General features: G+C 67.5%; 24 protein-coding genes and 2 tRNA genes. 17 read left to right on the top strand and 9 right to left on the bottom strand.

Features of this window, described 5'->3' with window-relative positions; all coding sequences use genetic code 11:
* Positions 1-36: 36 nt before the first annotated feature.
* The 3 genes from B3K53_RS04775 (at position 37) to B3K53_RS04765 (ending at position 2,794) form a co-directional block, all read left to right on the top strand.
* A complete protein-coding gene (locus tag B3K53_RS04775) occupies positions 37-1,632 on the top strand; it encodes an MBL fold metallo-hydrolase RNA specificity domain-containing protein (protein WP_292082954.1) in 1,596 nt (531 codons plus the stop codon).
* Positions 1,633-1,680: 48 nt separating this feature from the next.
* A complete protein-coding gene (locus tag B3K53_RS04770; RefSeq protein ID WP_292082953.1) occupies positions 1,681-2,280 on the top strand; it encodes an NAD(P)H-dependent oxidoreductase in 600 nt (199 codons plus the stop codon).
* 268 nt (positions 2,281-2,548) lie between these two features.
* Complete coding sequence (locus tag B3K53_RS04765; RefSeq protein ID WP_292082952.1) at positions 2,549-2,794, top strand: hypothetical protein; 246 nt, start codon at positions 2,549-2,551, stop codon at positions 2,792-2,794.
* 35 nt (positions 2,795-2,829) lie between these two features.
* On the opposite strand, the gene B3K53_RS04760 is transcribed toward B3K53_RS04765, so the two are convergent.
* Together B3K53_RS04760 and B3K53_RS04755 are read right to left on the bottom strand one after the other, a co-directional pair.
* Positions 2,830-3,465: a helix-turn-helix domain-containing protein gene (locus tag B3K53_RS04760; protein ID WP_292082951.1), complete on the bottom strand. Its 636-nt coding sequence runs from the start codon at positions 3,463-3,465 to the stop codon at positions 2,830-2,832.
* Positions 3,466-3,783: 318 nt separating this feature from the next.
* Positions 3,784-3,858, bottom strand: a tRNA-Asn gene (locus B3K53_RS04755).
* A gap of 111 nt (positions 3,859-3,969) precedes the next feature.
* Between B3K53_RS04755 and B3K53_RS04750 the strand changes: the two genes are divergently transcribed.
* Positions 3,970-4,779, top strand: a complete 810-nt coding sequence (locus tag B3K53_RS04750; protein ID WP_292082950.1) for a TrmH family RNA methyltransferase — start codon at positions 3,970-3,972, stop codon at positions 4,777-4,779.
* Positions 4,780-4,842: 63 nt separating this feature from the next.
* Positions 4,843-5,028 (top strand): hypothetical protein, encoded by a 186-nt coding sequence (locus B3K53_RS04745; RefSeq protein ID WP_292082949.1) that lies wholly within the window; start codon positions 4,843-4,845, stop codon positions 5,026-5,028.
* A gap of 50 nt (positions 5,029-5,078) precedes the next feature.
* On the opposite strand, the gene B3K53_RS04740 is transcribed toward B3K53_RS04745, so the two are convergent.
* A tRNA-Cys gene (locus B3K53_RS04740) sits at positions 5,079-5,152 on the bottom strand.
* A 133-nt stretch (positions 5,153-5,285) separates the two neighbouring features.
* Between B3K53_RS04740 and B3K53_RS04735 the strand changes: the two genes are divergently transcribed.
* The 5 genes from B3K53_RS04735 to B3K53_RS04715 all read left to right on the top strand — a co-directional run bounded on the left by B3K53_RS04735 (position 5,286) and on the right by B3K53_RS04715 (position 11,875).
* A complete protein-coding gene (locus B3K53_RS04735; RefSeq protein WP_292082948.1) occupies positions 5,286-5,915 on the top strand; it encodes a protein-L-isoaspartate O-methyltransferase family protein in 630 nt (209 codons plus the stop codon).
* Between the two features lie 134 nt (positions 5,916-6,049).
* Positions 6,050-7,531 carry a TolC family outer membrane protein gene (locus tag B3K53_RS04730; protein WP_292082947.1) on the top strand — a complete coding sequence of 494 codons (1,482 nt, stop codon included), beginning with the start codon at positions 6,050-6,052 and terminating at the stop codon, positions 7,529-7,531.
* A 161-nt stretch (positions 7,532-7,692) separates the two neighbouring features.
* Positions 7,693-8,268: a DUF2497 domain-containing protein gene (locus B3K53_RS04725; RefSeq protein ID WP_292082946.1), complete on the top strand. Its 576-nt coding sequence runs from the start codon at positions 7,693-7,695 to the stop codon at positions 8,266-8,268.
* Positions 8,269-8,396: 128 nt separating this feature from the next.
* Positions 8,397-11,144 (top strand): valine--tRNA ligase, encoded by a 2,748-nt coding sequence (locus B3K53_RS04720; protein ID WP_292082945.1) that lies wholly within the window; start codon positions 8,397-8,399, stop codon positions 11,142-11,144.
* Positions 11,141-11,875: a TlyA family RNA methyltransferase gene (locus tag B3K53_RS04715; RefSeq protein WP_292082944.1), complete on the top strand. Its 735-nt coding sequence runs from the start codon at positions 11,141-11,143 to the stop codon at positions 11,873-11,875. Before B3K53_RS04720 ends, B3K53_RS04715 begins: the two co-directional genes overlap by 4 nt.
* 73 nt (positions 11,876-11,948) lie before the next feature.
* Here B3K53_RS04715 and B3K53_RS04710 read toward each other — a convergent pair whose 3' ends face one another.
* Positions 11,949-12,581 carry a glycine zipper 2TM domain-containing protein gene (locus B3K53_RS04710; RefSeq protein ID WP_292082943.1) on the bottom strand — a complete coding sequence of 211 codons (633 nt, stop codon included), beginning with the start codon at positions 12,579-12,581 and terminating at the stop codon, positions 11,949-11,951.
* 156 nt (positions 12,582-12,737) lie between these two features.
* Between B3K53_RS04710 and B3K53_RS04705 the strand changes: the two genes are divergently transcribed.
* Positions 12,738-13,982 carry a class I SAM-dependent RNA methyltransferase gene (locus tag B3K53_RS04705; RefSeq protein WP_292082942.1) on the top strand — a complete coding sequence of 415 codons (1,245 nt, stop codon included), beginning with the start codon at positions 12,738-12,740 and terminating at the stop codon, positions 13,980-13,982.
* Between the two features lie 3 nt (positions 13,983-13,985).
* On the opposite strand, the gene B3K53_RS04700 is transcribed toward B3K53_RS04705, so the two are convergent.
* Both B3K53_RS04700 and B3K53_RS04695 read right to left on the bottom strand, forming a co-directional pair.
* Positions 13,986-15,062, bottom strand: coding sequence for a PA0069 family radical SAM protein (locus tag B3K53_RS04700; protein ID WP_292082941.1), 1,077 nt, complete (start codon positions 15,060-15,062; stop codon positions 13,986-13,988).
* 52 nt (positions 15,063-15,114) lie between these two features.
* Positions 15,115-15,492: a hypothetical protein gene (locus tag B3K53_RS04695; protein ID WP_292082940.1), complete on the bottom strand. Its 378-nt coding sequence runs from the start codon at positions 15,490-15,492 to the stop codon at positions 15,115-15,117.
* Positions 15,493-15,809: 317 nt separating this feature from the next.
* On the opposite strand from B3K53_RS04695, the gene rplM reads away from it, so the two are divergent.
* The 4 genes from rplM (at position 15,810) to msrB (ending at position 18,328) form a co-directional block, all read left to right on the top strand.
* Positions 15,810-16,286 carry a 50S ribosomal protein L13 gene (rplM, locus tag B3K53_RS04690; protein ID WP_292082939.1) on the top strand — a complete coding sequence of 159 codons (477 nt, stop codon included), beginning with the start codon at positions 15,810-15,812 and terminating at the stop codon, positions 16,284-16,286.
* Between the two features lie 2 nt (positions 16,287-16,288).
* A complete protein-coding gene (gene rpsI, locus B3K53_RS04685) occupies positions 16,289-16,777 on the top strand; it encodes a 30S ribosomal protein S9 (protein ID WP_292082938.1) in 489 nt (162 codons plus the stop codon).
* Positions 16,778-16,863: 86 nt separating this feature from the next.
* Entirely contained in the window at positions 16,864-17,799 is a 936-nt protein-coding gene (argC, locus tag B3K53_RS04680) for an N-acetyl-gamma-glutamyl-phosphate reductase (protein WP_292082937.1), read from the top strand.
* A gap of 31 nt (positions 17,800-17,830) precedes the next feature.
* Positions 17,831-18,328: a peptide-methionine (R)-S-oxide reductase MsrB gene (gene msrB / locus B3K53_RS04675; protein WP_292082936.1), complete on the top strand. Its 498-nt coding sequence runs from the start codon at positions 17,831-17,833 to the stop codon at positions 18,326-18,328.
* A gap of 6 nt (positions 18,329-18,334) precedes the next feature.
* Here msrB and B3K53_RS04670 read toward each other — a convergent pair whose 3' ends face one another.
* From B3K53_RS04670 to phaC, 3 genes are read right to left on the bottom strand one after another with little or no spacing between them, the layout of a single operon-like run.
* On the bottom strand, positions 18,335-19,144 hold the full coding sequence (locus B3K53_RS04670) for a rhamnogalacturonan acetylesterase (RefSeq protein WP_292082935.1): 810 nt from the start codon (positions 19,142-19,144) through the stop codon (positions 18,335-18,337).
* Positions 19,141-19,518 carry a hypothetical protein gene (locus tag B3K53_RS04665; RefSeq protein ID WP_292082934.1) on the bottom strand — a complete coding sequence of 126 codons (378 nt, stop codon included), beginning with the start codon at positions 19,516-19,518 and terminating at the stop codon, positions 19,141-19,143. The genes B3K53_RS04670 and B3K53_RS04665 overlap by 4 nt, the downstream gene beginning before the upstream one ends.
* Entirely contained in the window at positions 19,515-21,482 is a 1,968-nt protein-coding gene (gene phaC, locus B3K53_RS04660; protein ID WP_292082932.1) for a class I poly(R)-hydroxyalkanoic acid synthase, read from the bottom strand. Before phaC ends, B3K53_RS04665 begins: the two co-directional genes overlap by 4 nt.
* Before the next feature lie 64 nt (positions 21,483-21,546).
* Between phaC and B3K53_RS04655 the strand changes: the two genes are divergently transcribed.
* Entirely contained in the window at positions 21,547-22,011 is a 465-nt protein-coding gene (locus tag B3K53_RS04655; RefSeq protein ID WP_292082931.1) for a hypothetical protein, read from the top strand.
* A gap of 63 nt (positions 22,012-22,074) precedes the next feature.
* Positions 22,075-23,877 (top strand): single-stranded-DNA-specific exonuclease RecJ, encoded by a 1,803-nt coding sequence (gene recJ, locus B3K53_RS04650; RefSeq protein WP_292082930.1) that lies wholly within the window; start codon positions 22,075-22,077, stop codon positions 23,875-23,877.

Below are 23,877 nucleotides of genomic sequence, written 5' to 3'. Positions count from 1 at the left end.
CCATGAGGCGCAGGCGTCTTCCTTCCGGAACCCTCGATGAGTCTGTCCCTTGCTTTCCACGGCGCGGCGGAATGCGTCACAGGATCCTGTGCGCTGGTCGAGACGGACGGCGCGCGGTTCCTGGTGGATTGCGGGCTGTTTCAGGGCTCGAAGTCGCTCAAGGGGCTGAACCATGGCGCCTTTCCGTTTGACGTCTCATCTATCGACGCCGTCTTTCTGACCCACGCTCATATCGATCACTCCGGCCTTCTGCCCAAGCTGGTGCGCACCGGCTATCGTGGTCCGATCTATGCCACGCGAGCCACGCGCGATCTTTGCGAGGTCATGCTTACGGACGCCGCCGAGATCCAGGAGGGTGATGTCGCTCACCTGAACCGGCGCAACCAGAGGCGCGGGATCGACGTGGTGGAGCCCATCTATACGGTGGCGGACGTGGAGCCGACCCTACGGCGCTTCCAGACGGTGAAGTTCGGCGAAATGATCGAACCCTTGCCAGGGGTCCAGACCCGCTGGTGGCCGGCCGGGCATCTGCTGGGTGCCGCCTCGATCGAGGTGGTCGTCACGGAGGGCGGTGCGCCGGTGCGGCTCCTGTTCTCGGGCGATCTGGGGTCCGGCCGCCAGCCGCTGCTGCCGACGCCGGACGGACCGGTCGGGGTCGATCACGTCATCCTGGAATCCACCTATGGCGACCGGATCCGCCAGGACCTGACGCCGGAAGCCCGTCGAGAGGTGCTGGCGGAGGAGATGCGGCAGGCCATGGCGGCCGGCGGTCCCTTGCTGATGCCGACCTTCGCCGTGGGACGCGCCCAGGAACTGATCCTCGACCTGCTGGCGGTGATGCGCGAGGCGCCGGAACTGGCGACCGAGATCTTCCTGGACTCGCCCCTCGCGATCGAAGCGACCGACGTCTTCCTGAGGCGAGGATGGAACGCCGAGGCGGAAGAAAACCCTTACCTCGAACTCCGCCACGCGCCGCGCCTTCACTATCTGATGCGGCCGCAGGAGAGCGACGGGCTGGAGCGGCTGCGCGACTGGCATGTCATTCTGGCGGGCAGCGGCATGTGCGACGCCGGCCGCATCCGGCGGCATCTGAAGCGGCTGCTCTGGCGGCGAGAAACCACCGTCCTGATCACCGGCTTTCAGGCGGCGGGGACGCTGGGCCGGGTGTTGCTGGAGGGGAGGCGGTCGGTGCGCATCCAGGGCGACGACTTGCGGGTCAACGCGCGCATCCGCGAGATCGACGCCTATTCCGCCCACGCCGACGCGGTCGGTCTGGTCGCCTGGCTGAAGGCGCGGCAGCCGGTAGGCGGCAAAGTCTTTCTCGTCCACGGGGAGCCCGACGCACGCACCGGCCTGGCGGCCCGGCTGGTCTCTGCAGGGATCGATCACGCAACGATCCTGGCGCCGCTTCTGGATGAGACCTTCGTCCTCACGGCGACGGACGCGCTGACGTCCGAATCCCCTCAACGGCTCATGCCCGGGGCGGCCGCCAGACCCGACTGGCGCAATGGCCGCGCGGAATTCCTGGGCGATCTCAACGAGACCCTGCTGGCCGCTCCGGACGACGCGACGCGCGAGGCGCTGATCGCGCGGTTGCTCGCGGCGCTCAAACCGTCAGGTCCCGGCGGGTGAGGGCCATGTCCGTTCTTCAGGAAGGTTGATCTGACCGAGGAGGTTCGAATGAAACAGGCTCTGATCGTGGCTCACCCGAGAGTTCGAAGCTTCACCATGACCATGGCCGAGGCCTATGCCGAGGCGGCGCGCCACGAGGGCGTCGAGGTGGTCCTGCGCGATCTCTATCGTCTGGGCTTCGATCCTCTGCTGCACATGGAGGAATTGCCCGATCACGAGGGCTTCCAGCCGCGCGCGGATGTGCTGAGCGAGCGGTCCGCCATCGGCGACGCCGACGTCTTCGGCTTCTTCTATCCCCTCTGGTTCAACGCTCCACCGGCCATGCTGAAGGGCTATGTCGACAGGGTCTTCGGCATGGGGTTCGGCTACTCTCGGTACGGACTGGAGGGCAATCAGCCGCTATTGGCGGGTCGAAAGCTGGTCAGCTTCACCAGTTCGGGCGCGCCCCAGGCCTGGGTGGAGAGCAGCGGCGCCTGGGACGCCATGCGCCGGCATTTCGACGACCATCTGGCGAAAGTGACAGGCTTGGAGTTGATCGGCCACCACAACATCGGGGACGTGGTTCCCGGCCTGCGGGAGGATGTGGTGCAAGGGCACGCCCGCGACATCGGTGGGATCGCGAAGCGCATAGCCCATGGCGGACGCTGAACTCAGCGCACCGGCGCCCGGTTCGGCCAGAAGGCCGCTCGGCCGTTTTTCGGCTCATGGATGGGCGAGCGCGTCTGACAGGGGTTCAGGTCGGAGCTCCCCTCCGATCAGCTCCGGGAGAACATGAGAGCGAAGCGGCGTCCATAGGGGCAGTCGAGGCGGGCCCGATGGTGCGCCGCCGACATTCTGATCAGCGCCCAGGTCATTGCCGGACACAATGGCCCCGAGAGAGATGACAAGAAGGCGAGAAGGGGAGCCATGCGGCGGCTTGGCCGTTCACTTCGGCGGTTTCATCCGCGAGGCGCCCATGACCCTGAACTTGAGACAGGTCGGCCTGACCCTGGACCCGGTGCGGTGGCGCGTCCAGGCGGTCATGACGGACGAGGACGTCGTCGTGACGGTCGAGTTCCCCTTCCATCCGGAGTACGACATGACCTTCGACCGGGTCAGGACGCTTGCGGAGCAACGTGCCTGGCAACTTCTGAGCGAGGCGCGGCCGCCGTCATCCGGCTAGACCCCCAAGGCTAGGAAGCGGAGCCCCGACTGGCCTCAGGTCGAGGCGAGACACCTCAGCCGAGAGCGCTGGATGATCCGAAAATCCCGACAAGAGGAGAAGACGACGAGGTTTTCATCCTGGAAACGGCTCAGGACGCGCGAAACGGTTTCGAGCGCCAGACCGAGATAGTCGGCCATGTCCTGACGGCTCATCTGCAGGGCGGCGTGATCGCGGGGACCTTGATGCGCCAGTTCGAGCAGGAAGCTGGCGACCTTCTCCTCAGCGGAACGTCGCCCGAGCATGGCCAGATGGTCGTGGGCGCGCGCCAGTTCGCGCCGGGCGGCCTGGGCGATCGCGCGATCCTCTGCCGAGCCCAGGCGCACAGATCTGACCTGGGCGGGACACATGGCTTCGGCCGTGAAGGCGTGTTGCTCATCGACCTCCAGGCCGAAGAGATCACCGGGGTAGTAGAAGGCGCCGACCTGGCGCCGGCCGTCGTTGGAGTGTCGCACGGTCCGAACGGCTCCCGCGACGACGGCATAGAGGAAATGCGCCCGATCTCCCTCGGCATAGATCTGTTCGCTCTGGGCGTAGGACAGGACGACGCCCGGCAGGCTGCAGCAGTCTCCGACCGGGAGGAGGGGCGAATGGCCGACATTCTGAACGGGCGCGTGGCGCAAAGGCGTCATGTCGAAGCTCGCGGGGACGGCTCGACTATAGTTAACGTCTGATCGTGATGTTTACACGTTTCAGCGAGCCATGAGCCGGCAGGCAGGTCTATCGCCAAGGGACGGACCGGGTGACCCGCACAGCACCCATGCAAGGTCCGCTGCGGCGTCGCGGAGGCCCCGTGTTCTGGTGATTGAACGCGCGTCAATCTGCTACCCGATCATGCCTGCAACGGCTTGAAACCGGAAAATGAGCCATGCCACCCTGGCGGGGCATTCGGCGAGCAGCAAAGTGAGGGACTAAAAAAGCGCCCGAAAGCGGCGCTTTAATCCCCCGAGTGGCTCCGCGGGTAGGATTCGAACCTACGACCAGCCGATTAACAGTCGGCTGCTCTACCACTGAGCTACCGCGGAACGTCCCCTCGGGGGAGGCCGCTGTATAGCAAGGCCTTTTTGATTCACGCAACGGGCAAAGTGCAGAAAAACGCCGAAATATTTCAGGAGGGGTGCGATAGAAGCTGCAGCATGAATTTGATCCCTGTTTTCGATGTCGATGATCCTCGCATTTCCGCCTTTCGCGACGTCAAGGAGCGCGACCTGACGGGGCGTCAGGGTCTGTTCGTGGCCGAGGGGGAGGTGGTGCTGCGTGTGCTGACGTCGCCTTCGTCACATTGCGCGCCGGTGGCGGTGCTGATCGCCGAGAAGCGGCTGGAGGCGCTGCGCGAGATTCTGGAGCGGCTGCCCGGCGACGTGCCGGTCCATACGGCGCCGCAGGAAGTGCTGGACGGTATCGCCGGCTTTCATCTGCATCGCGGAATCCTGGCGCTGGGGCGCAAGCCTGAGCCGTTTGCTCTGGAGGCCTTTCTGAACAGCTTGCCTGAGTGCGCCGTGGTGGTGGGCGCCTGCGGCATCGGCAATCACGACAACATGGGCGGCCTGTTCCGCAATGCGGCGGCGTTCGGCGCGGCGGGGCTGCTTCTGGACAAGACCTGCTGCGACCCCTTCTACAGGAAGGCGATCCGGGTCTCGGTCGGGGCAGTGCTGCGGACGCCCTTCGTCGAGAGCGCGACGGCGGCGGCCATGGTCGAGGCGCTGGAGGCGCGGGGATTCGAGGTGCTGGCCCTGACGCCGTCGGCGGCTGAAACCCTGTCGGAGCTCAAGCCCGCGCGTCGGACGGCGATTCTGCTGGGCTCGGAAGGGCCGGGCCTGCCTGCGGAGGTCATAGCGCGGTGCCGGCCCCTGGGCATTCGCATGTCGGGCGGATTTGATTCCCTGAACGTGGCGGCGACCAGCGCGGTGGCTCTGCATCATCTGACGACCGCCGGCGCGGTCTGAGGTCGTCGGCGCGGAGCGGAAGTCAGTCGAAGGCGTTGGATCCAAGAAGCCAAGGAGGGCGACATGGACCAGTTGTCGACTTTGATTCTGATCGGCGCGCTGGCCTTCGTGGTCGCGGGCGCGGGTTTCGCCTTCGTGCAGCCTCGTCGATTTACGGATCGGGACGCGGACGGCGAGCCGGACGCCACCTCCGTTGAGCGCGATAGGGCGAACAAGGACGACGGCTGGAATCGCAGGGCAGGAAAGTAGGCCCAGAAACAAGAAAGCCGCCCCAAAGGGCGGCTGACTGTTTGTCGCGATGGAGGCCTGACCGGGAATCGAACCCGGGTGCAAGGATTTGCAGTCCTCTGCGTCACCACTCCGCCATCAGGCCATTTGGGTCTCGAAACCGAGCCCCGAACCATCGCGAGGGGCGTCAGCTATCAGATCGGATTGTCGGCTGCAACGCGCGGACCTATAAGCGCCGCAGATTTTTCGCTTACGCCGACCTGAAGGACCTCGGAACCATGGATTTCGCCGCTGCACGCAAGGTCATGCTGGACTCGCAGGTCCGTGTGAACGACGTCACGGACCGCGACCTGCAGGCCGCCCTCGGCGCCGTTGAGCGTGAGCGCTTCTGCGCCGCCGACCGCGCCTTCTCCGCCTATGCCGACATCGAGCCGGAAATCGCGGGCGATCGGCGCCTGATGCTGCCGCGCGATCTGGGCAAGCTGATGCAGGCCCTGGACGCCCGCGCCGGTGAAAAGGCTCTGGTTCTGGCCGGCCCCTACGCCGCCGCCGTTCTGGCGCGCATGGGCCTGACGGTTACGGCCCAGGAATCGGACGCCGCCGTGTTCGAGGTGACCGGCCCCGCCTTGGCTGATGAAGGCGTCTCGACCGTGGTCGCGCCTCTGAGCCAGCCGCAAGGCGAAGGCTATGACCTGATCGTCAGCGAGGCCGCCGTGCCGGCTCGCCCCGAATCGTGGATCGCTGCCCTGCGTCCCGGCGGCCGTCTGGCCGTGGTTGAGCGCGCCGGTCCGATCGGCAAGGCCGTCCTCTATGTCCGCGGTCGCGAAGGCGTGTCGCGTCGTGAACTGTTCGACTGTGCGCCGCCGGTTCTGTCGGAACTGATTCCGACGCCGGCCTTCGCGCTCTAGGCCAAAGGGCGCGACGGAGACGAGCGTCGGCTGCGTGAAAAAAACTTAACTGGCGCAGGGCGGGCATAATCTCCAACTACGCCATTCAGGCATTACGGGGCGCGCCGTCGGGGGCGTCAGGCAGGAACAGGTTCATGTTGAAACGCTCGCGCGCGCTCGCTTCGGTCGCTCTCATCACTCTGGCCATGGGAGCCGGTGCGGCTCCGGCCGGGGCCGAGACGCTGAAGGACGCGATTGGTCTGGCCTATCGCACCAATCCGACGCTCCTGGCGCAACGCGCCAACCAGCGGGCGCTGGACGAGACCATCGTCCAGGCGCGTTCGGGCCTGCGTCCGACCATCAGCGCCTCGGCCGGCGTCGATTACAGCCGCGTGGACACCGACGGCGTCGGCGTGGTCGAGAGCGACGGCGCAACCGCCAGCGTCAGCCTGGCGCAGAACATCTGGACCGCCGGTCGCACCGCGCGCGGCATTGACGCCGCCGAGGCCAATGTCCGCGCTGGCCGTGAAAATCTGCGCGAAGTCGAGCAGCAGGTGATGACCTCGGTCATTCAGGCCTATGCCGATGTCGTTCGCGACATGGAAATCCTGCGTATCCGTCAGGAAAACCTCACGGTCCTGCGCCGTCAGCTGGACGAATCCAACGCCCGCTTCGAAGTCGGCGAAATCACCCGCACCGACGTGGCGCAGTCGGAAGCCCGCCTGGCCCAGTCGGACGCCGATCTGGCCAACGCCCAGGCTCAGCTGTCGGTGTCGCGCGCCGCCTACGCCGCCGTGGTCGGCCAAGCGCCGACCAATATGGAAACCCTGCCGGTTCTGCCGGGCCTGCCCGCCGACTTCGACGCCGCCTTGGACGTGGCCTTGATCGAGAACCCCGGCGTTCGCGCTGCGACCTATGCCCTGCAAGCCGCCGAGGCCAATGTGGCGGCCGCTCGCGCCGAGTATCGGCCGTCGGCGCGCCTGACCGCCTCGTACGGCGGCACGGCGAATGACCTGTCAGGCTTCGACCTGACGGACCGCACGGCCTTCAACGCCGGCGCCACGGTGTCGGTGCCGCTGTTCACCGGCGGGCTGAACCGTTCGCGCGTCGCCCAGGCGCTGGAGCGCGCCAACGCGGCCCAGATCGGCGTCGAGGGCGAGCGTCGCGGCGTGCTGCAGAGCGTCAGCTCGGCCTACGCCCAGACCGTCGCCGCCAAGTCGACCCTGCAGGCAGGCGAGCAAGCCGTTCGCGCCGCTTCGGTCGCCGCCGAGGGCGTGCGTCAGGAGGCCCAGGTCGGCCTGCGCACCACGCTTGACGTGCTGAACCAGGAGCTGGAGCTGCGCTCGGCTCAGGTCACCCTGGCCAGCGCCCACCGCAATCAGTACGTGGCCCAGGCCCAACTGCTGGCCGCCATGGGCCGTCTGGGCGGACCGAACCTCGACCCGGCGATCGAGGTCTATGACGCCGAGGCCAATTACGATGCTGTGCGCAACCGTGGCGGTCTGCCGTGGGACGGCGCGGTCGAGGCCCTGGATCGCGTCGCTTCGCCGGTGATCACGCCGGCGGCCGACGCCGAGGACGCTCCGATCGACACCCAGCTGAAGAGCGAAATCGTCCGCACCGCGCCCGGCAATTGACGCGGGGATTAGCCTGACAGGCGAAAACGTCCGTTGATTCCGGCGGGCGTTGGTGCGACGACAGAGGCAAGGGGAGGGCGAGTCTGTTTGTCCGGCCCTGATCGTCGCGCCGCTTTGCGCCCGTCGGCGGTCCCTTCAGGTTCAGCCTTCAAGGTTCTGACATGACCGACCAGACCGCCCAGGAACCGACGATGGAAGAGATTCTGGCGTCGATTCGCCGGATCATCTCTGAAGACGACGCTCCGGCTGAAACCGCTGCTGCGGCGTCGGAACCGGTCGTGGAAGTCGCGCCCGAGCCCGTGCTGGAGGCTGCGCCTCTGGCCGAAGAACCTGCGGTCGTTGAAGACGAGGTTCTGGAGCTGACCGAGCGCTATGAAGCGCCGGCGTCCCAGTCGATCGGCGATCTGGACGTGGCCGACGTGGCGCCGTTCCCCGCCGTCGAGCCTGAGCCCGCCCCTGCGCCGGTTGCGGCGCCTGATTATGATTCCTTGGTCGGCGAAAGCGCCGCCGCCAGCGCCGCCTCGGCCTTCGCCGGTCTGGCCGCCACCTTCCAGAAGCCCGAACCCGTCGCCGCCGCGCCGCAGGACCTGCCCTTCGTCAGCGGCAATACGGTCGAGGCCATGGTCCAGAACATGCTGCGTCCGATGCTGAAGGACTGGCTGGACGCCAACCTGCCGGGCATCGTCGAGGCCCAGGTACGCAAGGAAGTAGAACGCATCGCCCGCAACGCCGGCTAGCCCTTCGCTTCACCAGACACTAAGTCACTGAGGGCGGCTCCGGCGGGGCCGCCCTTTCGCTTTTTCAGAAACCCACCCTCATGCAGCGACGCACCGCGTGCGGAGCGGTAGGGACCAAAGAGAAGACAATGCTCGAGAAGACTTTCGAACCTCAGGCCGCCGAACCGCGCCTCTACGCCCAGTGGGAAGAGAGCGGCCTGTTCGCGCCGCGCGCCGCCAAGCCGACGGATGGGGCCGCCGACGCCTATTCGATCGTCATTCCGCCGCCGAACGTGACGGGCTCGCTGCACATCGGCCACGCGCTGAACAATACGCTGCAGGACATTCTGACCCGCTATCACCGGATGAAGGGCAAGGCTGTGCTGTGGCTGCCCGGCACCGACCACGCGGGCATCGCCACCCAGATGGTGGTCGAGCGTCAGATGGCCGCCGCCGGCAACATCGGGCGCCGCGAGATGGGCCGCGACGCCTTCATCGAGAAGGTCTGGGAGTGGAAAGCCGAGTCGGGCGGCACCATCGTTCGCCAGCTGCGCCGCCTGGGCGCGTCGTGCGACTGGTCGCGCGAGCGCTTTACCCTGGACGAGGGCCTGAACGCCGCCGTCCGCAAGGTCTTCGTCAAGCTGCATCAGGACGGCCTGATCTATCGCGACAAGCGTCTGGTGAACTGGGATCCGCATTTCCAGACCGCCATTTCCGATCTGGAAGTCGAACAGCGCGAGCAGGACGGCCACTATTGGCATTTCGCCTATCCGCTGGCCGACGGCGTCACCTATGAGCACCCGATCGCCTTCGACGAGGACGGCAAGGCCACTGAATTCGAAACGCGCGGCTTCATCGTCGTGGCCACGACGCGCCCTGAGACCATGCTGGGCGACACCGGCGTCGCGGTTCACCCCGAGGACGAGCGTTACAAGGGTCTGGTCGGCAAGGAAGTGACCCTGCCGATCACCGGCCGTCGCATCCCCGTCGTCGCAGACGACTACGCCGATCCGACCAAGGGTTCGGGCGCGGTCAAGATCACCCCCGCGCACGACTTCAACGACTTCGGCGTCGGCAAGCGCGCCGGTCTGGCCGCGCTGAACGTGATGGACGCCTTCGCGCGCATCACCAACGAGGACGTGCCGGAAATCCCCGCCGATCTGGTCGGTCTGGATCGCTTCGCCGCGCGCAAGGCCATCGTCGCCCGCGCCGAGGAAGAAAACTGGCTGCGCGAGATCGAAAAGACCAAGCACGTCGTCCCGCACGGCGACCGCTCGGGCGTGGTCATCGAGCCGTGGCTGACGGACCAGTGGTACGTTGACGCCCACACCCTGGCCCAGCCGGCGCTGAAGGCGGTCGAGGACGGCGCGACCGTCTTCGAGCCCAAGTCGTACGAGAAGATCTACTTCGAGTGGCTGCGCAACATCGAGCCGTGGTGCATTTCGCGCCAGCTCTGGTGGGGTCACCGCATCCCGGCCTGGTACGGCCCGAACGGCGAAATCTATGTCGCCGAAACGGAAGAGGACGCCCGCGAACAGGCGCTGGCCGACTATGATTCCGAGGTCGTGCTGACGCAGGACGAGGACGTCCTTGATACCTGGTTCTCGTCCGCCCTGTGGCCCTTCTCGACCATGGGCTGGCCCGAGAAGACCGAGGATCTGGAGCGCTTCTATCCGACCAGCGATCTGGTGACGGCGGCGGACATCATCTTCTTCTGGGTCGCCCGGATGATGATGATGGGCCAGCACTTCATGGGCGAGGTCCCGTTCAAGCGCGTCATCATCAATGGTCTGGTCCGCGACGAGAAGGGCCAGAAGATGTCGAAGTCCAAGGGCAACGTCATCGACCCCCTGGGCATCATCGACGAATTGGGCGCCGACCCGCTGCGCTTCACCATGGCCATCCTGTCGGGCACGCGCGACATCAAGTTGTCGAAGCAGCGCATTGAAGGTTATCGCAATTTCGGCACCAAGCTGTGGAACGCCGCACGCTTCAGCCAGATGAACGAGGCCAAGCGCGTCGAGGGCTTCGATTCCGCGACGGTCGAGCAGACCATCAACCGCTGGATCCGCGGCGAGCTGACCAAGGCCGAGCGCGCCGTGTCGGACGCCATCGAAGGCGGCCGTTTCGACGACGCGGCGGGCGCTCTGTACCGCTTCGTCTGGAACGTCTTCTGCGACTGGTATCTGGAACTGGCCAAGCCGGTGTTCAACGGCGCCGATGAAGCCGCCAAGGCCGAGACGCGGGCCATGACCGCCTGGACCATCGACCAGACGCTGAAGCTGCTGCATCCGGTCATGCCCTACATCACCGAGGAACTGTGGGCCGAGCTGGGCAAGGAAGGCCCGGCCCGCGAGAGCCTGCTGATCGGCGCCGAATGGCCGGTGCTGCCCGACGCCTTCGTCGACGCCTCGGCCGAGGCCGAGATCGGCTGGCTGGTCGACATCGTCGGTGAAATCCGCGCCCTGCGGGCCGAGATGAACGTGCCGCCGTCGGCCAAGCCCCCGCTGGCCTTCGTCGCGCCGGACGCCGTGACCGCCGAGCGCATCGCGCGTCACCGCGACCTGCTGCTCACCCTGGGTCGCGTGTCGGAAATCGCTGTGGCCGAGACCGCGCCCGCCGGGGCCGTGACCTTTGTCTCAAGTGGAACCACGGCGGCGCTGTCGCTGGCCGGGATCATCGACCTGACCGCAGAACGCGCGCGTCTGGAAAAGGAGATCGCCGTCTTCGAGAGCGATATCGGCCACGTGAACAAGAAGCTGGGCAATCCCAACTTCGTGTCGCGCGCCGCGCCCGAAGTCGTTGACGAGCAGCGCGCCAAGCTGGCCGAGGCCGAAGAGGGCAAGGCCAAGATGCAGGCCGCGCTGGCGCGGCTGGATGCGATGGCCGGGGCGTGAGGACGGTCCGTCTGGACCAGCTTCTGGTCACGCGCGGCCTGGCCGAAAGCCGGGCCAAGGCCAAGGCGGCCATCGAGGCGGGCGGCGTCACCGTGAACGGCGCTCCCGCCAAGGCGGCCTCGCAGTCGGTCAATGAGGACGCCGAAATCGGCTACGCCGCCGCCCACCGATGGGTCGGGCGCGGGGCGCTGAAGCTGGAACGGGCGCTGGACCTTTGGCCGGTGGCGGTCGAGGGGCGTGTCGTGCTGGACGTCGGCGCCTCGACCGGCGGCTTCACCGAGGTCTGTCTGGATCGCGGCGCGGCCAAGGTCTTCGCCGTGGATGTCGGCTTCGGTCAGATGCACCCCAAAGTCGCGGCTGATCCGCGCGTGGTCAATCTGGAGCGGACGGATGCGCGCGAGCTGACGCCTGAGATCATCCCGGAGGCGCCGTCGCTGGTCGTCTGCGACGCCAGCTTCATCGGTCTGTCGAAGGTGTTGCCGGCTGCGCTGGGATTGGCGGCGCCGGACGCCGACCTGATCACCCTGGTCAAACCGCAGTTCGAGGGGGCAGGACCCAAGGACGCCGGCAAGAAGGGCGTGGTCAAGGACCCCGAGGCCCACGCGGCGGCGGTCGAGGGCGTGCGGGCCTGGCTGGAAAGCGTCGGCTGGGCCGTGCGTGAAGTCGCGGAAAGCCCGATCACGGGCGGCGACGGCAACGTCGAGTTCCTGATGTGGGCGCGCCGAGCCTGACCCTGAAATTATAGAGGGCCGCCGGATAACCGGCGGCCCTCTTCACGTCGTCGATCGACAGGGGGGCTGAAACTTAATCGACGACGCGATAGCGGCCGTTCTGGTCGGGGCAGGTGCGCACGTAGCGCGTCTCGCTGCGACCATCGGGCAGACGGATGACGCTCTCGGCGAGGCGGCATTCGTCGGTGTTCTGATAGCGATAATCCGGCGCGGGCTGGGTGTAGCCGCGGTCGTAGCCGTCGCTGTACTCGCGATAGTCCCGGCCATAGCCGTCGTCGTAACGACGATCATAGCCGCGATTGTCGTAGCCATAGGCGGGCGGGACATAGGTTCCGCCATAGGACGAGTTGTAGCCGGACGAGCGATAGCGGCTGTCGCAGTTGGCCGAGCTGTTGCCCACGCCGGCGCCGATGGCGGCGCCGAGCACGCCGCCCAGGACGCTGCCTTCGGTGCGACGACCGCGCGCCGCCAGCTGCGAGCCGGCCACGGCGCCGATGGTGGCGCCGAGCACGCCGCCGGTCGTGGCGCGGTTCCGCTGATCGCCGACGCAGGGATCATAGTAGCGGCCCTGCGCGCCGTAGCTGTTGTAGGCCGGGGGATAGCCGTAGCCATAGGTCTGGGCGCTGACGACGCCCGGGACCATCAACGAGCCGGCGACCGCGAGGGCGGCGACAGCGGAAACCTTCTTGGAAAGATGATCAAACATCGTTCTTGTCCCTGTGACAGATGCCCGAGCTGAACGGCCCCGGTCCCCTGTCTGTTGCATCCAGAGATAGGCGGGCGAAGCTGAACGGCTTTTGATCGGCACGTTCATCTTCGTTCAGGTTTCAGATTCGGCGCGGGAGCGGGTAGAAGCCGCGCCATGACGCAAACGCTGACCATCGCCCGCATGGGCCACCAGGGCGACGGGATCGCCGAAACGCCGAACGGCTTCGTCTTCGTGCCGGGCGCCCTGCCGGGCGAAGTGATTTCCGGCGATGTGAAGGACGGGCGGGTCGAAGCCTTCGACCTGATCGAAGCCAGTCCCGACCGCCGTCCGATCCACTCCGAGACCTATGCCGAATGCGGCGTGGCGCCCCTGCAGCACTGGGCGGACGAGCCCTATCTGGCGTGGAAGCGCGAGGTGGTGATCCAGACCCTGGCGCGCGAGGGCATCGAGACCGAGGTCGAGGCGACCGTCGCCGTGCCGCAGGCCAGCCGCCGTCGTCTGGCGCTGCACGCGCGCAGCGGGCCCGGCGGGCGCGTTCTGCTGGGCTTCAAGGCGCGGCGCTCGTGGCGACTGGTCGAACTGACCGACTGTCCGGTGTCCGATCCGGCCCTGATCGCGGCCCTGCCGGGGCTGGCCAAGGTGGCGGCGCCCTTCCTGGGGCACCCCAAGTCGGCGCCGACCCTGCACGTCACCCTGACCGACACCGGGCTGGATGTGGACGTGACCGGCGTCGAGAAGAAGTCGGGCGGGCTGACGGCGGACGTGACGGCGCGGGCTATCGCGGCGGCGGCCGAGGCCGGTCTGGCGCGCCTCAGTCTGGACGGCGACACCCTGGTGATGGCGCGTCAGCCGCGCATCACCTTTGGCCGGGCGACCGTGCCGCTGCCGCCCGCCGCCTTCCTGCAGGCGGCCCCCGCGGCCGAGGCCGCCATGGTCAGCCGCGCGGTGGAAGCGGTGAGGGGGGCCAAGAAGGTCGCCGACCTGTTCTGCGGCGCCGGCACCTTCACCTTCCCCCTGGCCGAGTTCGCCAGCGTCATCGCGGCGGATTCGTCGGCGGCGTCGATTGCGGCGCTGAAGGCGGGCGTGTCCACGGCCCAGGGCCTGAAGACCATCGAGGCCCAGGCGCGCGACCTGTTCCGCCGCCCGCTGTCGCCCTACGACCTCAAGGGGTGCGAGGCGATCGTCATCGACCCGCCGCGCGCCGGAGCGCTGGAACAGACCCAGCAACTGCCGGGCACCAAGGCCGGTCTGGTGGTCGGCGTATCGTGCAACCCGCAGACCTTCGCGCGCGACGCCCGCGTTCTGATCGACGGCGGTTTCCGGCTGGAGAAGGTCACGCCCATCGACCAGTTCCTGTGGTCGACCCATGTCGAACTGGTCGGGATCTTCCGGCGCTAGGCGTCAGGACGCCAGGTCGAACAGGTCCATCTGGGGTCGCATGTCGGCCGGAACGCGGAACTGGCTCACGTCCAGCGGCGTGCGAGGGGCGTCCAGTCCGTAGCGCTTGATCGCCGTCTTGAAGCGGGCGGCGATCAGGTCGGCGACGGGGCCGGTTCCCTTCATGCGCTGGGTCCAGTCGGGGTCGTAATCCTTGCCTCCGCGCGTCTGGCGGATCAGGGACATGACGCGAGCCGCGCGTTCGGGCCGGGCGTCGGCCAGCCATTCGCGAAACAGGTCCTTGATCTCCAGCGGCAGGCGCAGGGTCACATACATGGCCGAGGTGGCGCCCGCCTTCTGCGCCGCCTCGAGGATGGCTTCCATTTCGTGGTCGTTCAGGCCGGGGATGACAGGAGCGAAGCCGACGCCGACCGGGCAGCCGGCGTCGGCCAGGCGGCTGATGGCCTCCAGCCGCTTGGCGGGGGTCGAGGCGCGCGGCTCCATCGCCCGCGCCAGACCGCGATCCAGGGTGGTGATGGAGACGAAGGCCGAAGCCAGGCCGTCGCGCCCCATGGGGCCCAGGATGTCGGCGTCGCGGGCGATCAGCACCGACTTGGTGATGATGCTGAACGGCTGGCGGAAGCGCTGCATGACCTGCAGGATCGAGCGCGTGGATTGGGTCTCGCGCTCGACCGGCTGATAGGGGTCGGTGTTGCCGCCTATGTGGATGCGCTTGCAGACGTATCGGGGCCTGGCGAGTTCCTGTTCCAGCAGACTCGCCGCTTGGGGCTTGAAGAAGATCCGGCTCTCGAAATCCAGGCCCGGGGATAGGCCCATCCAGGCATGGGACGGACGGGCGTAGCAGTAGATGCAGCCATGTTCGCAGCCCTTGTAAGGGTTGATGGAGCGATCGAAGCCGACGTCGGGACTCGTATTCTTGGCGATGATGGTGCGGGCGTGTTCCGGCGAGAGGGTGGTGCGCAGCGGCGCGGCCGCTTCGTCCTGATCCGTCCAGCCGTCGTCGAATTCCTCGCGCCGGTCGGCTTCATACCGGCCCGAGGTATTGGAGCGTGCGCCGCGTCCTTTCATCGCCGTCTTCATAGCGGGAGCATGGCACAGGGTTGGAACAAATCAAGAACAAAAATGCGAACGACTAATGGTCGGGGCGGGCAACGACTTCGAGGACCGGACGCGCCTGGTCTGCGGGCTCGCCCAGTTCGAAGGCCGGCTGCGGAATACCGAATGCGCGCAGGGCCAGAGCAACGGACTCAGCGCGGCGGCCTTGTAGATTGGCGGCGGAAGGCTCAGGCAGGCCGACCACCTTGAAGGCGGCGCCGGGACATTCTTCCATCGCGCGCGCCGGCCACTCCATCGAAACCGGGGGCCGCAAGGCAGCTTCTTCTTTGAAGTAAAGGGCGAGAATGCCGTTCGTGCAGGGGTTTCTTTGCGCAGTTGCGGTCGCCGCGACGGGCGGTTTCGTCGCGCACCCGAAGAGAGTCAGGGTCGACAGGAGTAGGGCGAGGTGGCGCATTTCGTGATCCTTGCGCGGCGGCGGGAAGGCGGCGAGCTTGGCATGGTTTGGGACCCAGGGGGAACCGCGTTCGGTGACATCATCATCCGCCCCGTTGGCGGGCCGCCTTCTCACGCGAGGGAAGAAGGAGAGGGGTTGCGGTGTCGAGGGTCGGGTATTTTAATACCGTTTATAATAAATCCTTTTAATCCAATGCATTAGACTAATGTCGTGTCGCGATCCGGTGTTGACCTGCTGTGGATGACCCTCTATCAGCACGCCTTCCGCTCATCCCTGCCTTGGGGTGGGCCGCACCGTTCGTCTTTAGGACCCTCAATATGCTGAAGAGCACTACGGCTTCGATGAAGCCGGCAGAGGTCGAAAAGAAGTGGATCCACATCGACGCCGAAGGCGTCGTGGTGGGCCGCCTCGCGACCTTCATCGCCAACCGTCTGCGCGGCAAGCACCTGCCGACCTACACCCCGCACGTTGACATGGGCGACTACGTCGTCGTCACCAACGTCGACAAGGTGGTGTTCACCGGCAAGAAGTCGACCGACAAGGTCTACTATCGCCACACCGGTCACCCGGGCGGCATCAAGCAGACGACCCCGGAGAAGGTTCTGGGCGGTCGCTTCCCCGAGCGCGTGCTCGAGAAGGCCGTCGAGCGCATGCTGCCGAAGGAAAGCCCGCTGGCCCGCAAGCAGATGACGCACCTGCGTCTGTTCGCCGGCGCCGCGCACGACCATGAAGCCCAACAGCCGCAGACCATCGACTTCAAGTCGGCCTCGGCCAAGAACACCCGGAGCGTCTGAGCATGACCGACGTGACTGCTGAAGCCACCGGCTTCGACGCCCTGAAGGGTCTGACCGCCTCGGCCGAGTCCGAAGCCCCGGTCTACACGCAAAAGCTGGACGCCCAAGGCCGCGCCTACTCGACCGGCAAGCGCAAGAACGCGATCGCTCGCGTCTGGGTCAAGCCGGGCACCGGCAAGATCACCATCAACGGCAAGGACCAGGAAGTTTACTTCGCCCGTCCCGTGCTGCGCATGATGATCGCTCAGCCGCTGACCGTTTCGGACCGCGCCACGCAATACGACGTCGTCTGCACCGTCGAAGGTTCGGGCCTGTCGGGCCAGGCCGGCGCCATCCGCCACGGCCTGTCGCACGCCCTGACGCACTACGAGCCGGAACTGCGCAAGGTCCTGAAGCCGCACGGCTTCCTGACCCGCGACAGCCGCGTCGTCGAGCGTAAGAAGTACGGCCGCGCCAAGGCACGCCGCAGCTTCCAGTTCTCGAAGCGCTAATCGCCTTCAGGCGATTTGGATTTGGGGCGCTTCGGGGAAACCCGGAGCGCCCTTTTTCTGTCCGAAAACAGGACCAGACCGACAACATGACCCACACCATCTTCATCGACGGCGAGGCCGGGACCACGGGGCTGGAGATCCGCGAGCGTCTGGAGGCGCGTAACGATCTGGAGTTGATCCTGTTGGGCGAGCGTCGGCGCGACGTCGAGGCGCGGCGCGAGGCGCTGAACAGCGCCGATGCGGTCATCCTGTGCCTGCCCGACGATGCGGCCAAGGAAGCCGTGTCGATGATCGAGAACCCGAGCGTGCGGGTCATCGACGCTTCGACGGCGTTCCGGGTTGATCCGACCTGGATCTATGGTTTCGCCGAGATGGATGCGGGTCAGCGCGCGGCCATCGCCGCCTCGACGCGGGTGTCCAACCCCGGCTGCTATCCGACCGGCTTCATCGGCCTGATGCGGCCACTGGTGCGGGCAGGTCTGGTGCCGGTGGGGCATCCGGTCACGGTCAATGCGGTGTCGGGCTATTCCGGCGGCGGCAAGGCCATGATCGCCGAGTTCGAGGCCGAGGGCGCTTCGACCGCCTATCGCGCCTATGGCCTGACGCTGAAGCACAAGCATGTGCCGGAAATGACCCTGCACACGGGGCTGACGCGCAACGTCCTGTTCGCGCCCGCCGTGGGGAATTATCGCCAGGGGATGCTGGTCGAGGTGCCGCTGCACCTGTCGGCGCTGCCGGAGACGCCCTCGGTCGAGCGGCTGCATGGCGCTTTGGTCGAGGCCTATGACGGCCAGAGGTTTGTCGAGGTCGCCGATCTGGACGAGACCGAGGCCATGGGCGGCATCGAGCCGGAGGCCCTGAACGGCACCAACCGGATGCGTCTGCACGTCTTTGGCGATCGGGGAGGGGAGCAGGCGCGTCTGGTCGCCATGCTCGACAACCTGGGCAAGGGCGCCTCGGGTGCGGCGGTGCAGAACCTCAACATCATGCTGGGTCTGGACGAGGCGACGGGTCTGGTCTGAACCAAACCGGCCCTGTCGCCGTATAGGGGGCATGGACGCCGTATTCGATCGAAGGTCCGTGCTGCTGGGCGGCGTCGCCGCCGCCCTGTCGGGCTGTGCGCCCGAGGCGGCGGACGCGTCGGAAGAGCAGTGGGCGAACTCGCCCTTTCGGCGGATCAGCGATGCGGAATGGAAGCGGCGGCTGGGCGAGGCCTCGTGGCGCGTGCTGCGGCATGAGGGGACCGAGCGGCCGTTCACGAGCCCCCTGAACGACGAGCATCGGCGCGGCGTCTTTGTCTGCAAGGGTTGCGCCCTGCCGCTGTTCCAGTCGGCGTGGAAGTATGACAGCGGCACTGGTTGGCCCAGCTTCTTCCGCGTGATCGAGGCCAATATCGGGACCAGGACCGACCGTCTGATCGGTATCGCCCGCACCGAATACCACTGCGCCCGCTGTCTGGGGCATCAAGGGCATCTGTTCATGGACGGGCCGCCGCCGACCGGGCGGCGCTACTGCAACAATGGCGCGGCGCTGAGGTTTCAGCCCGCCTGAGGCGGCTCAGGGGACGAGGCGCGGGGCCAGGTCCGGCGCGACGGCGATCAGATCGCGCGCGACCAGGGCGGCGATGACGGCGGCGCCTTCGGGGCCCAGGTGGGTGTAGTCGAAATCATCGACATGACGGCCGTGCGCGGTCTCGGGCGGCGTCGCGGCGGGCGGCGTCGGCGGGGTGCTTCCCGCCCGCAGATCCGCTTCGAAGGACGGCGGCGGTGCGCCGGGCGAAAGGCGCGCGGCCTCCAGCGCACCGAGACGCTGGACCAGTTCGGCGCTGCTGGCGTTCAGGTCGATCAGGGGCGTGCCTGTTTCCGCCGCGACGGCGCGGACAGCGTCGGCCCAGGGGACCAGGGTGTTCTGAAGCTGGCCGTCCTTGAAATGGCGACGGGTCAGGGGCGTCAGCAGGATCGGGCGGGCTCCGCGCGCGCGGGCTTCAGCCACATAGGCGCGCAGATTGGCGGGAAACTGGGTCGCCAGATCGGTGGAGCTGCGCTTGCCGGGCTGGTCGTTGTGACCGAACTGGATCAGCACCCAGACCGACTGATAGCCGGGCGTCGCCATCTCGCTCAGCGCCAGATCCCAGGAGCCCTCGGCGCGATAGGTCGAGGTGCTGCGCCCCTGACGGCCCAGGTTGACGCAGGCCAGGGCCGACAGGACGTGGCGGTCGCAGAAGGCGCCGCCCCAGCCGCTGCCGACCGCCGTGGTGGAATCGCCGACGAGGATGATCTTGTCGGCCTGAAGCGGCTGGTCTTGAGCTGAGGCCGCGCCGGCGGCCAGCAGGACGCTCGCCAGCGCGCTGGCAGCCAGACGCCTCATCCGGCCTGACGGGCCTTGATGGCGGATTGCACGGTCACGCCGAACCAGACAGCGCCGATGATGACCAGCAGGCCGTAGTCGTGGCCGGGGAAAAAGACAGGCACGGCGGCGCCGAAGATCAGAGCCAGAGGGAACAGGCTGGCCCAGACGGCGGTCGAGGCGGCCTCGGGGTGGATCATCGGGGGGCGCTGCAGACCCATACGCCTGGACATCATGCCGTTGAAGACGACGAAGCCGGCCGAGCAGGCCGCAGCCAGAAGGACGTACTTCAGCGTGTGGCCGGGCTCGCCGAACAGGCTGGCGGTGGCGATCAGAAGGGCGAGCGGGACCGCGGTGGCCAGGGCCAGCAGCAGGTTGGGTTCGATACGCTTCAAGACTTCACTTTCACATAGGCGCCGGGCGCGGGCTCGATGGGCTTCAGCGGGCCGGTCTTCGGGTCGCGGGCGGGAATCTGTTCGCCCGATTTCTCGCGCAGCCAGGCGGCCCAGTGCGTCCACCAGCTGCCGGGGTGTTGCTGGGCGCCCGCTTGCCATTCCTGAAGCGTCTCGGGAAGGGCTGGGTTGGTCCAGTGCTGGTATTTGTTGGCGGCGGGCGGGTTGATGACCCCGGCGATGTGGCCCGAACCGGCGAGGGTGTAGGTCACCGGGCCGCCGAACAGACGCGCCGAGCGATAGACCGAGTTCATCGGGGCGATGTGGTCCTCGCGGCTGGCCAGGAAGTAGAGGGGCGTATTGACCGTCGATAGGTCGATAGGCTGGCCGCCGATCTCGAACTCGCCTTTCGCCAGAGCGTTCTTGCCGTACATCTGGCGCAGGTAGTCGAGGTGCAGGCGCTTGGGCATCCGCGTCTGGTCGGCGTTCCAGAACAGCAGGTCGAAGGCGGGCGGCGCCTTGCCCATCAGATAGTTGGACACAAAGAAGGACCAGATCAGGTCGTTGGCGCGCAAGGCGTTGAAGGTGTCGGCCATGGCCGCGCCGGGCAGGACGCCGCCCGCCGCATCCATCTGCTGCTCGATCTCGGCCAGCCAGTGCTCGTCGGTGAACAGCAGCAGGTCGCCGGCCTCGGCGAAGTCGTGCTGGGCGGCGAAGAAGGTGGCCGAGGCGACGCGCGCGTCCTTGTTGGCGGCCATGTGCGCCAGGGCCGACCCGAGCAGGGTGCCGCCGATGCAGTAGCCGACGGCGTTCAGCTGCTTCTGGCCGGTCTGTTCCAGCACCTTTTCGACGGCGCGATAGACTCCCTTTTGCAGGTATTCCTCGAAGCCGAACCCGGCCTTGTCCTGATCCGGGTTGACCCAGGAGCAGACGAAGACGGTGAAGCCCTGGGCCGACAGCCAGCGGATCAGCGAGTTCGCCGGCTGCAGGTCCATGATGTAGAACTTGTTGATCCACGGCGGGAAGATCAGCAGCGGGATGGCGTGCTGAGTGTCCGTCGCGGCGTCGAACTGGATCAGTTCGAACAGTTCGTCGCGCCAGACCACCTGGCCGGGGGCGGTGGCGACGTTTTCGCCGACCTTGAACTGGCCGTAGTCGGCCTGGCTGATCTTCAGCTTGCCGTTTCCGCGTTCCAGATCGGCGGCGAAGTTCTGCATGCCTTTCACCAGGGACTCGCCCCCCGTCTCGGCCAGGGCCTTCAGCGCCGCCGGGTTGGAGGCGAGGAAGTTGGAGGGCGAGAAGGTGTCGGTCAGCAGGCGGGTGAAGAACTCCGCCCGGCGCTTCACGCGCGGATCGACGTCCTCAACGCTGGACACCAGGCCGTTCATCCAGTCGGAGGTGACCAGATAGGATTGGCGCATGACGTCGAAGACGGGGTTTTCGCTCCAGGCCGGGTCGCGGAATCGCTTGTCGGTCGAGGGGGCGGGGGCGACATCCTCGCCCATGGCGCGACGTGCGGTCGTGGACCACAGGTCCATGTAACGGCCGAACAGGTCGGCCTGGGCCTGGAACAGCTTTTCGGGACGGGCGGCCAGGCTGGTCATGACCGAGGTCATGGCCGGGGCGACGTTGAACGGGTCAGGCGACAGGGCGGCGGGACGGTCGGCCTGCGACAGGGCGGCCTCGGCGATGGCCGACTGGGCCGTCATGGCCGCCTTGGCCAGGTTCAGCGACAGGGTTTCCAGCAGGTGGCGCTGATCGGCGCCGAACGCGAAGGGATCGGCGGCGGGCTCGGGCCGAGGCGGGGTCTGCGGCTGCGCTTCAGCCCTTGCGGGCGATTCGGGCGCGGCATCAGGTGGCGGGGCCTTTTTCGCGCGCGGCTTGGCCGAGGTCGGCCGTCCGGATTTGCGCGGCGCGGCGGCAGCCGGCAACGGGGCGGGGGGAGCCTTGGTCGGGCGCTTGGCCATGGGCGAACCTCCGGAACCGGCGCGCGTCGGGTCGCGAGCCTTCCTCCGGGCGCGATGATGGCATATGACCGGGGTCGAGATGAACGTGTTCCTGCCGAAAAAGACCATGGCGCCGGCGATGACCGGCCTGCTGCTGTTTACGGGCGGCTGCGTCGGCTCGTTCGACCCGCAGACGGACGCGACCTCGCCGCTGGCGCCGCGCATTCAGGAACTGGTGGACCAGAAACGCGAGTACCCCCGCTGGGCTGATTTCCCGGCCACGCCGACGGACCTGCCGCAGCCGGCCCAGGTGGCGGCGAACGTGCAGGCGCTGAACGCCGACAGCGGCGCCCTGGCGCGCCAGGTGGCGGGCATCGACTGGACCCTGAGCGACGATCCGACGGCCTATGTCGAATCGATCACCCGTCGCTTTGATCCGGCGAAGATGGCCCCGATCGGCGCCCAGACGCCGGAGGAGGTTGAGGCCTTCGCTGAAGCCCTGCGTCGTCGCGCCGCCGCGCCGCCGCCGATTGATCGCCCGCGCTCCTGAAGCCGCTTCTGTCGTCTGAACGACAGAATCCCGGAATGATGGCCGGGCTGACAAGGATATTCCATGGCTGACGGCAGCAATGCTCCCGCCTTTCTCGGCGTTTCGCGGTCCCTGTCGGGGCGCGCCTGGCGACAGCGTCCGGCCGAGGCAGGAACCATCCGCGCCCATATGCAGGCTCTTGATCTGGACGAGCCGATGGCGCGGGCCCTGGCCGCGCGCGGCGTGGCGGCGGATCAGGGCCGCAACTTCCTGACGCCGACGCTGCGGGCTCTGTTCCCCGATCCCTCCAGCTTTATGGACATGGATACGGCGGCCAGCGCCATCGTTGACGCCTTGCAGGCGGGCAGCAGCATTCACGTCTTTGCCGACTATGACGTGGACGGCGCCTCCAGCGCGGCCCTACTGGTGCGCTGGTTCCGCACCTTCGGAGCGGACCTGCCCATCTATGTCCCTGACCGTCTGACCGAGGGATACGGCCCCAGCGCGCGAGCGTTCGATACGCTGAAGGCGCGCGGCGCCGATCTGGTCATCACCGTCGACTGCGGCGCGGCGGCCAATGAGGCGGTGGCCCACGCCGCGGCCATCGGGTTGAAGGTCGTGGTCATCGACCACCACATGATGCGCGAGGAGCCGCCGGCCTGTCTGGCCGTGGTCAATCCGAACCGGCCGGGCTGCGAGTCGGGGCAGGGCAATCTGGCGGCGGCGGGGGTGGTCTTTGTTTTGCTCGCGGCGTTGAACCGCGAGGCGCGGGCGAGGGACCTGTTCGAGGGCAAGAGCGAGCCCGATATTCGCCAGTGGCTGGACCTGGCGGCCATGGGGGCCATTTGCGACGTGACGGGGCTGACCGGCTTCAACCGGGCGCTGACCAGTCTGGGCCTGAAGGTCATGTCGGACTGGAACAATCCCGGGCTGCGCGCCCTGCTGGCCGCCGCCGGGGCTGAGCCGGGACCGGCCAAGTCGAACCACGCGGGCTTCATCCTGGGGCCGCGCATCAATGCGGGCGGGCGGATCGGCAAGTCGGACCTGGGGGCGCGCCTGCTGTCCACCGACGACCCCGATGAGGCCAGGATGCTGGCGCAGGAGCTGGACGGGCTGAACCTCGCCCGGCGCGAGGTCGAGGCCCAGGTGACGGAACAGGCCGTGCGCCGTGTCGAGGCGACGGGCGCGCACGCGGACGAGTCGGCTCTGGTGGTGGTTTCGGGCGAGGACTGGCACCCCGGCGTGGTCGGCATCGTGGCCGGGCGCCTGCGCGAACGCTGGAGGAAGCCGGTCATCGTCATCGGCGTCGACGCGATCAACGGCGTGGGCAAGGGGTCGGGTCGGTCGCAGCCGGGCATGAATCTGGGGCGCGCCGTGCAGGCGGCCTGGAACGAGGGCGTGCTGATCGCCGGGGGCGGACACGCCATGGCGGCGGGCCTGACGGTGGCGGCGGACCGCATCGACGAACTGCGCGCCTTCCTCAACGATCGGCTGTCGGGCGAGCGGGCCGAGGCCGTGGCCCAGGATTGGGTCGAGGTGGACGCCCTGATCGATCCGCGCGCGGCGACCCGCGACCTGTTCGAGGCTTTTGAGCAGTTGGCGCCCTATGGTCCCGCCAACCCGGAGCCCCTGTTCGCCCTGCAAGGCGTGCAGGCGCGCGAGCCGGTCGCGATGAACGGCGGCCATGTGCGCTGTCGTCTGGTCGGGCCGGACGGGGCCTCGGTGCGGGGTATCGCCTGGCGTTGCGCCGACCTGCCCGGGGGCAAGGCGCTGCTGGCGGGGCAGGGCGGGCTGAATCTGGTCGGGCGGCTGAAGGCGGACGACTGGAACGGCCGTCGCGGGGTGCAGTTCGAGATCGAGGACGTGGCCGACCCGCGCATGGCCTGA

The organism is Brevundimonas sp. UBA7506 (assembly GCF_002479495.1).
In the GTDB taxonomy this organism is placed as follows: Bacteria; Pseudomonadota; Alphaproteobacteria; order Caulobacterales; family Caulobacteraceae; genus Brevundimonas.
Note: the sequence above shows the minus strand (reverse complement) of the source record. Positions and strands in the feature narration are given on the sequence as shown.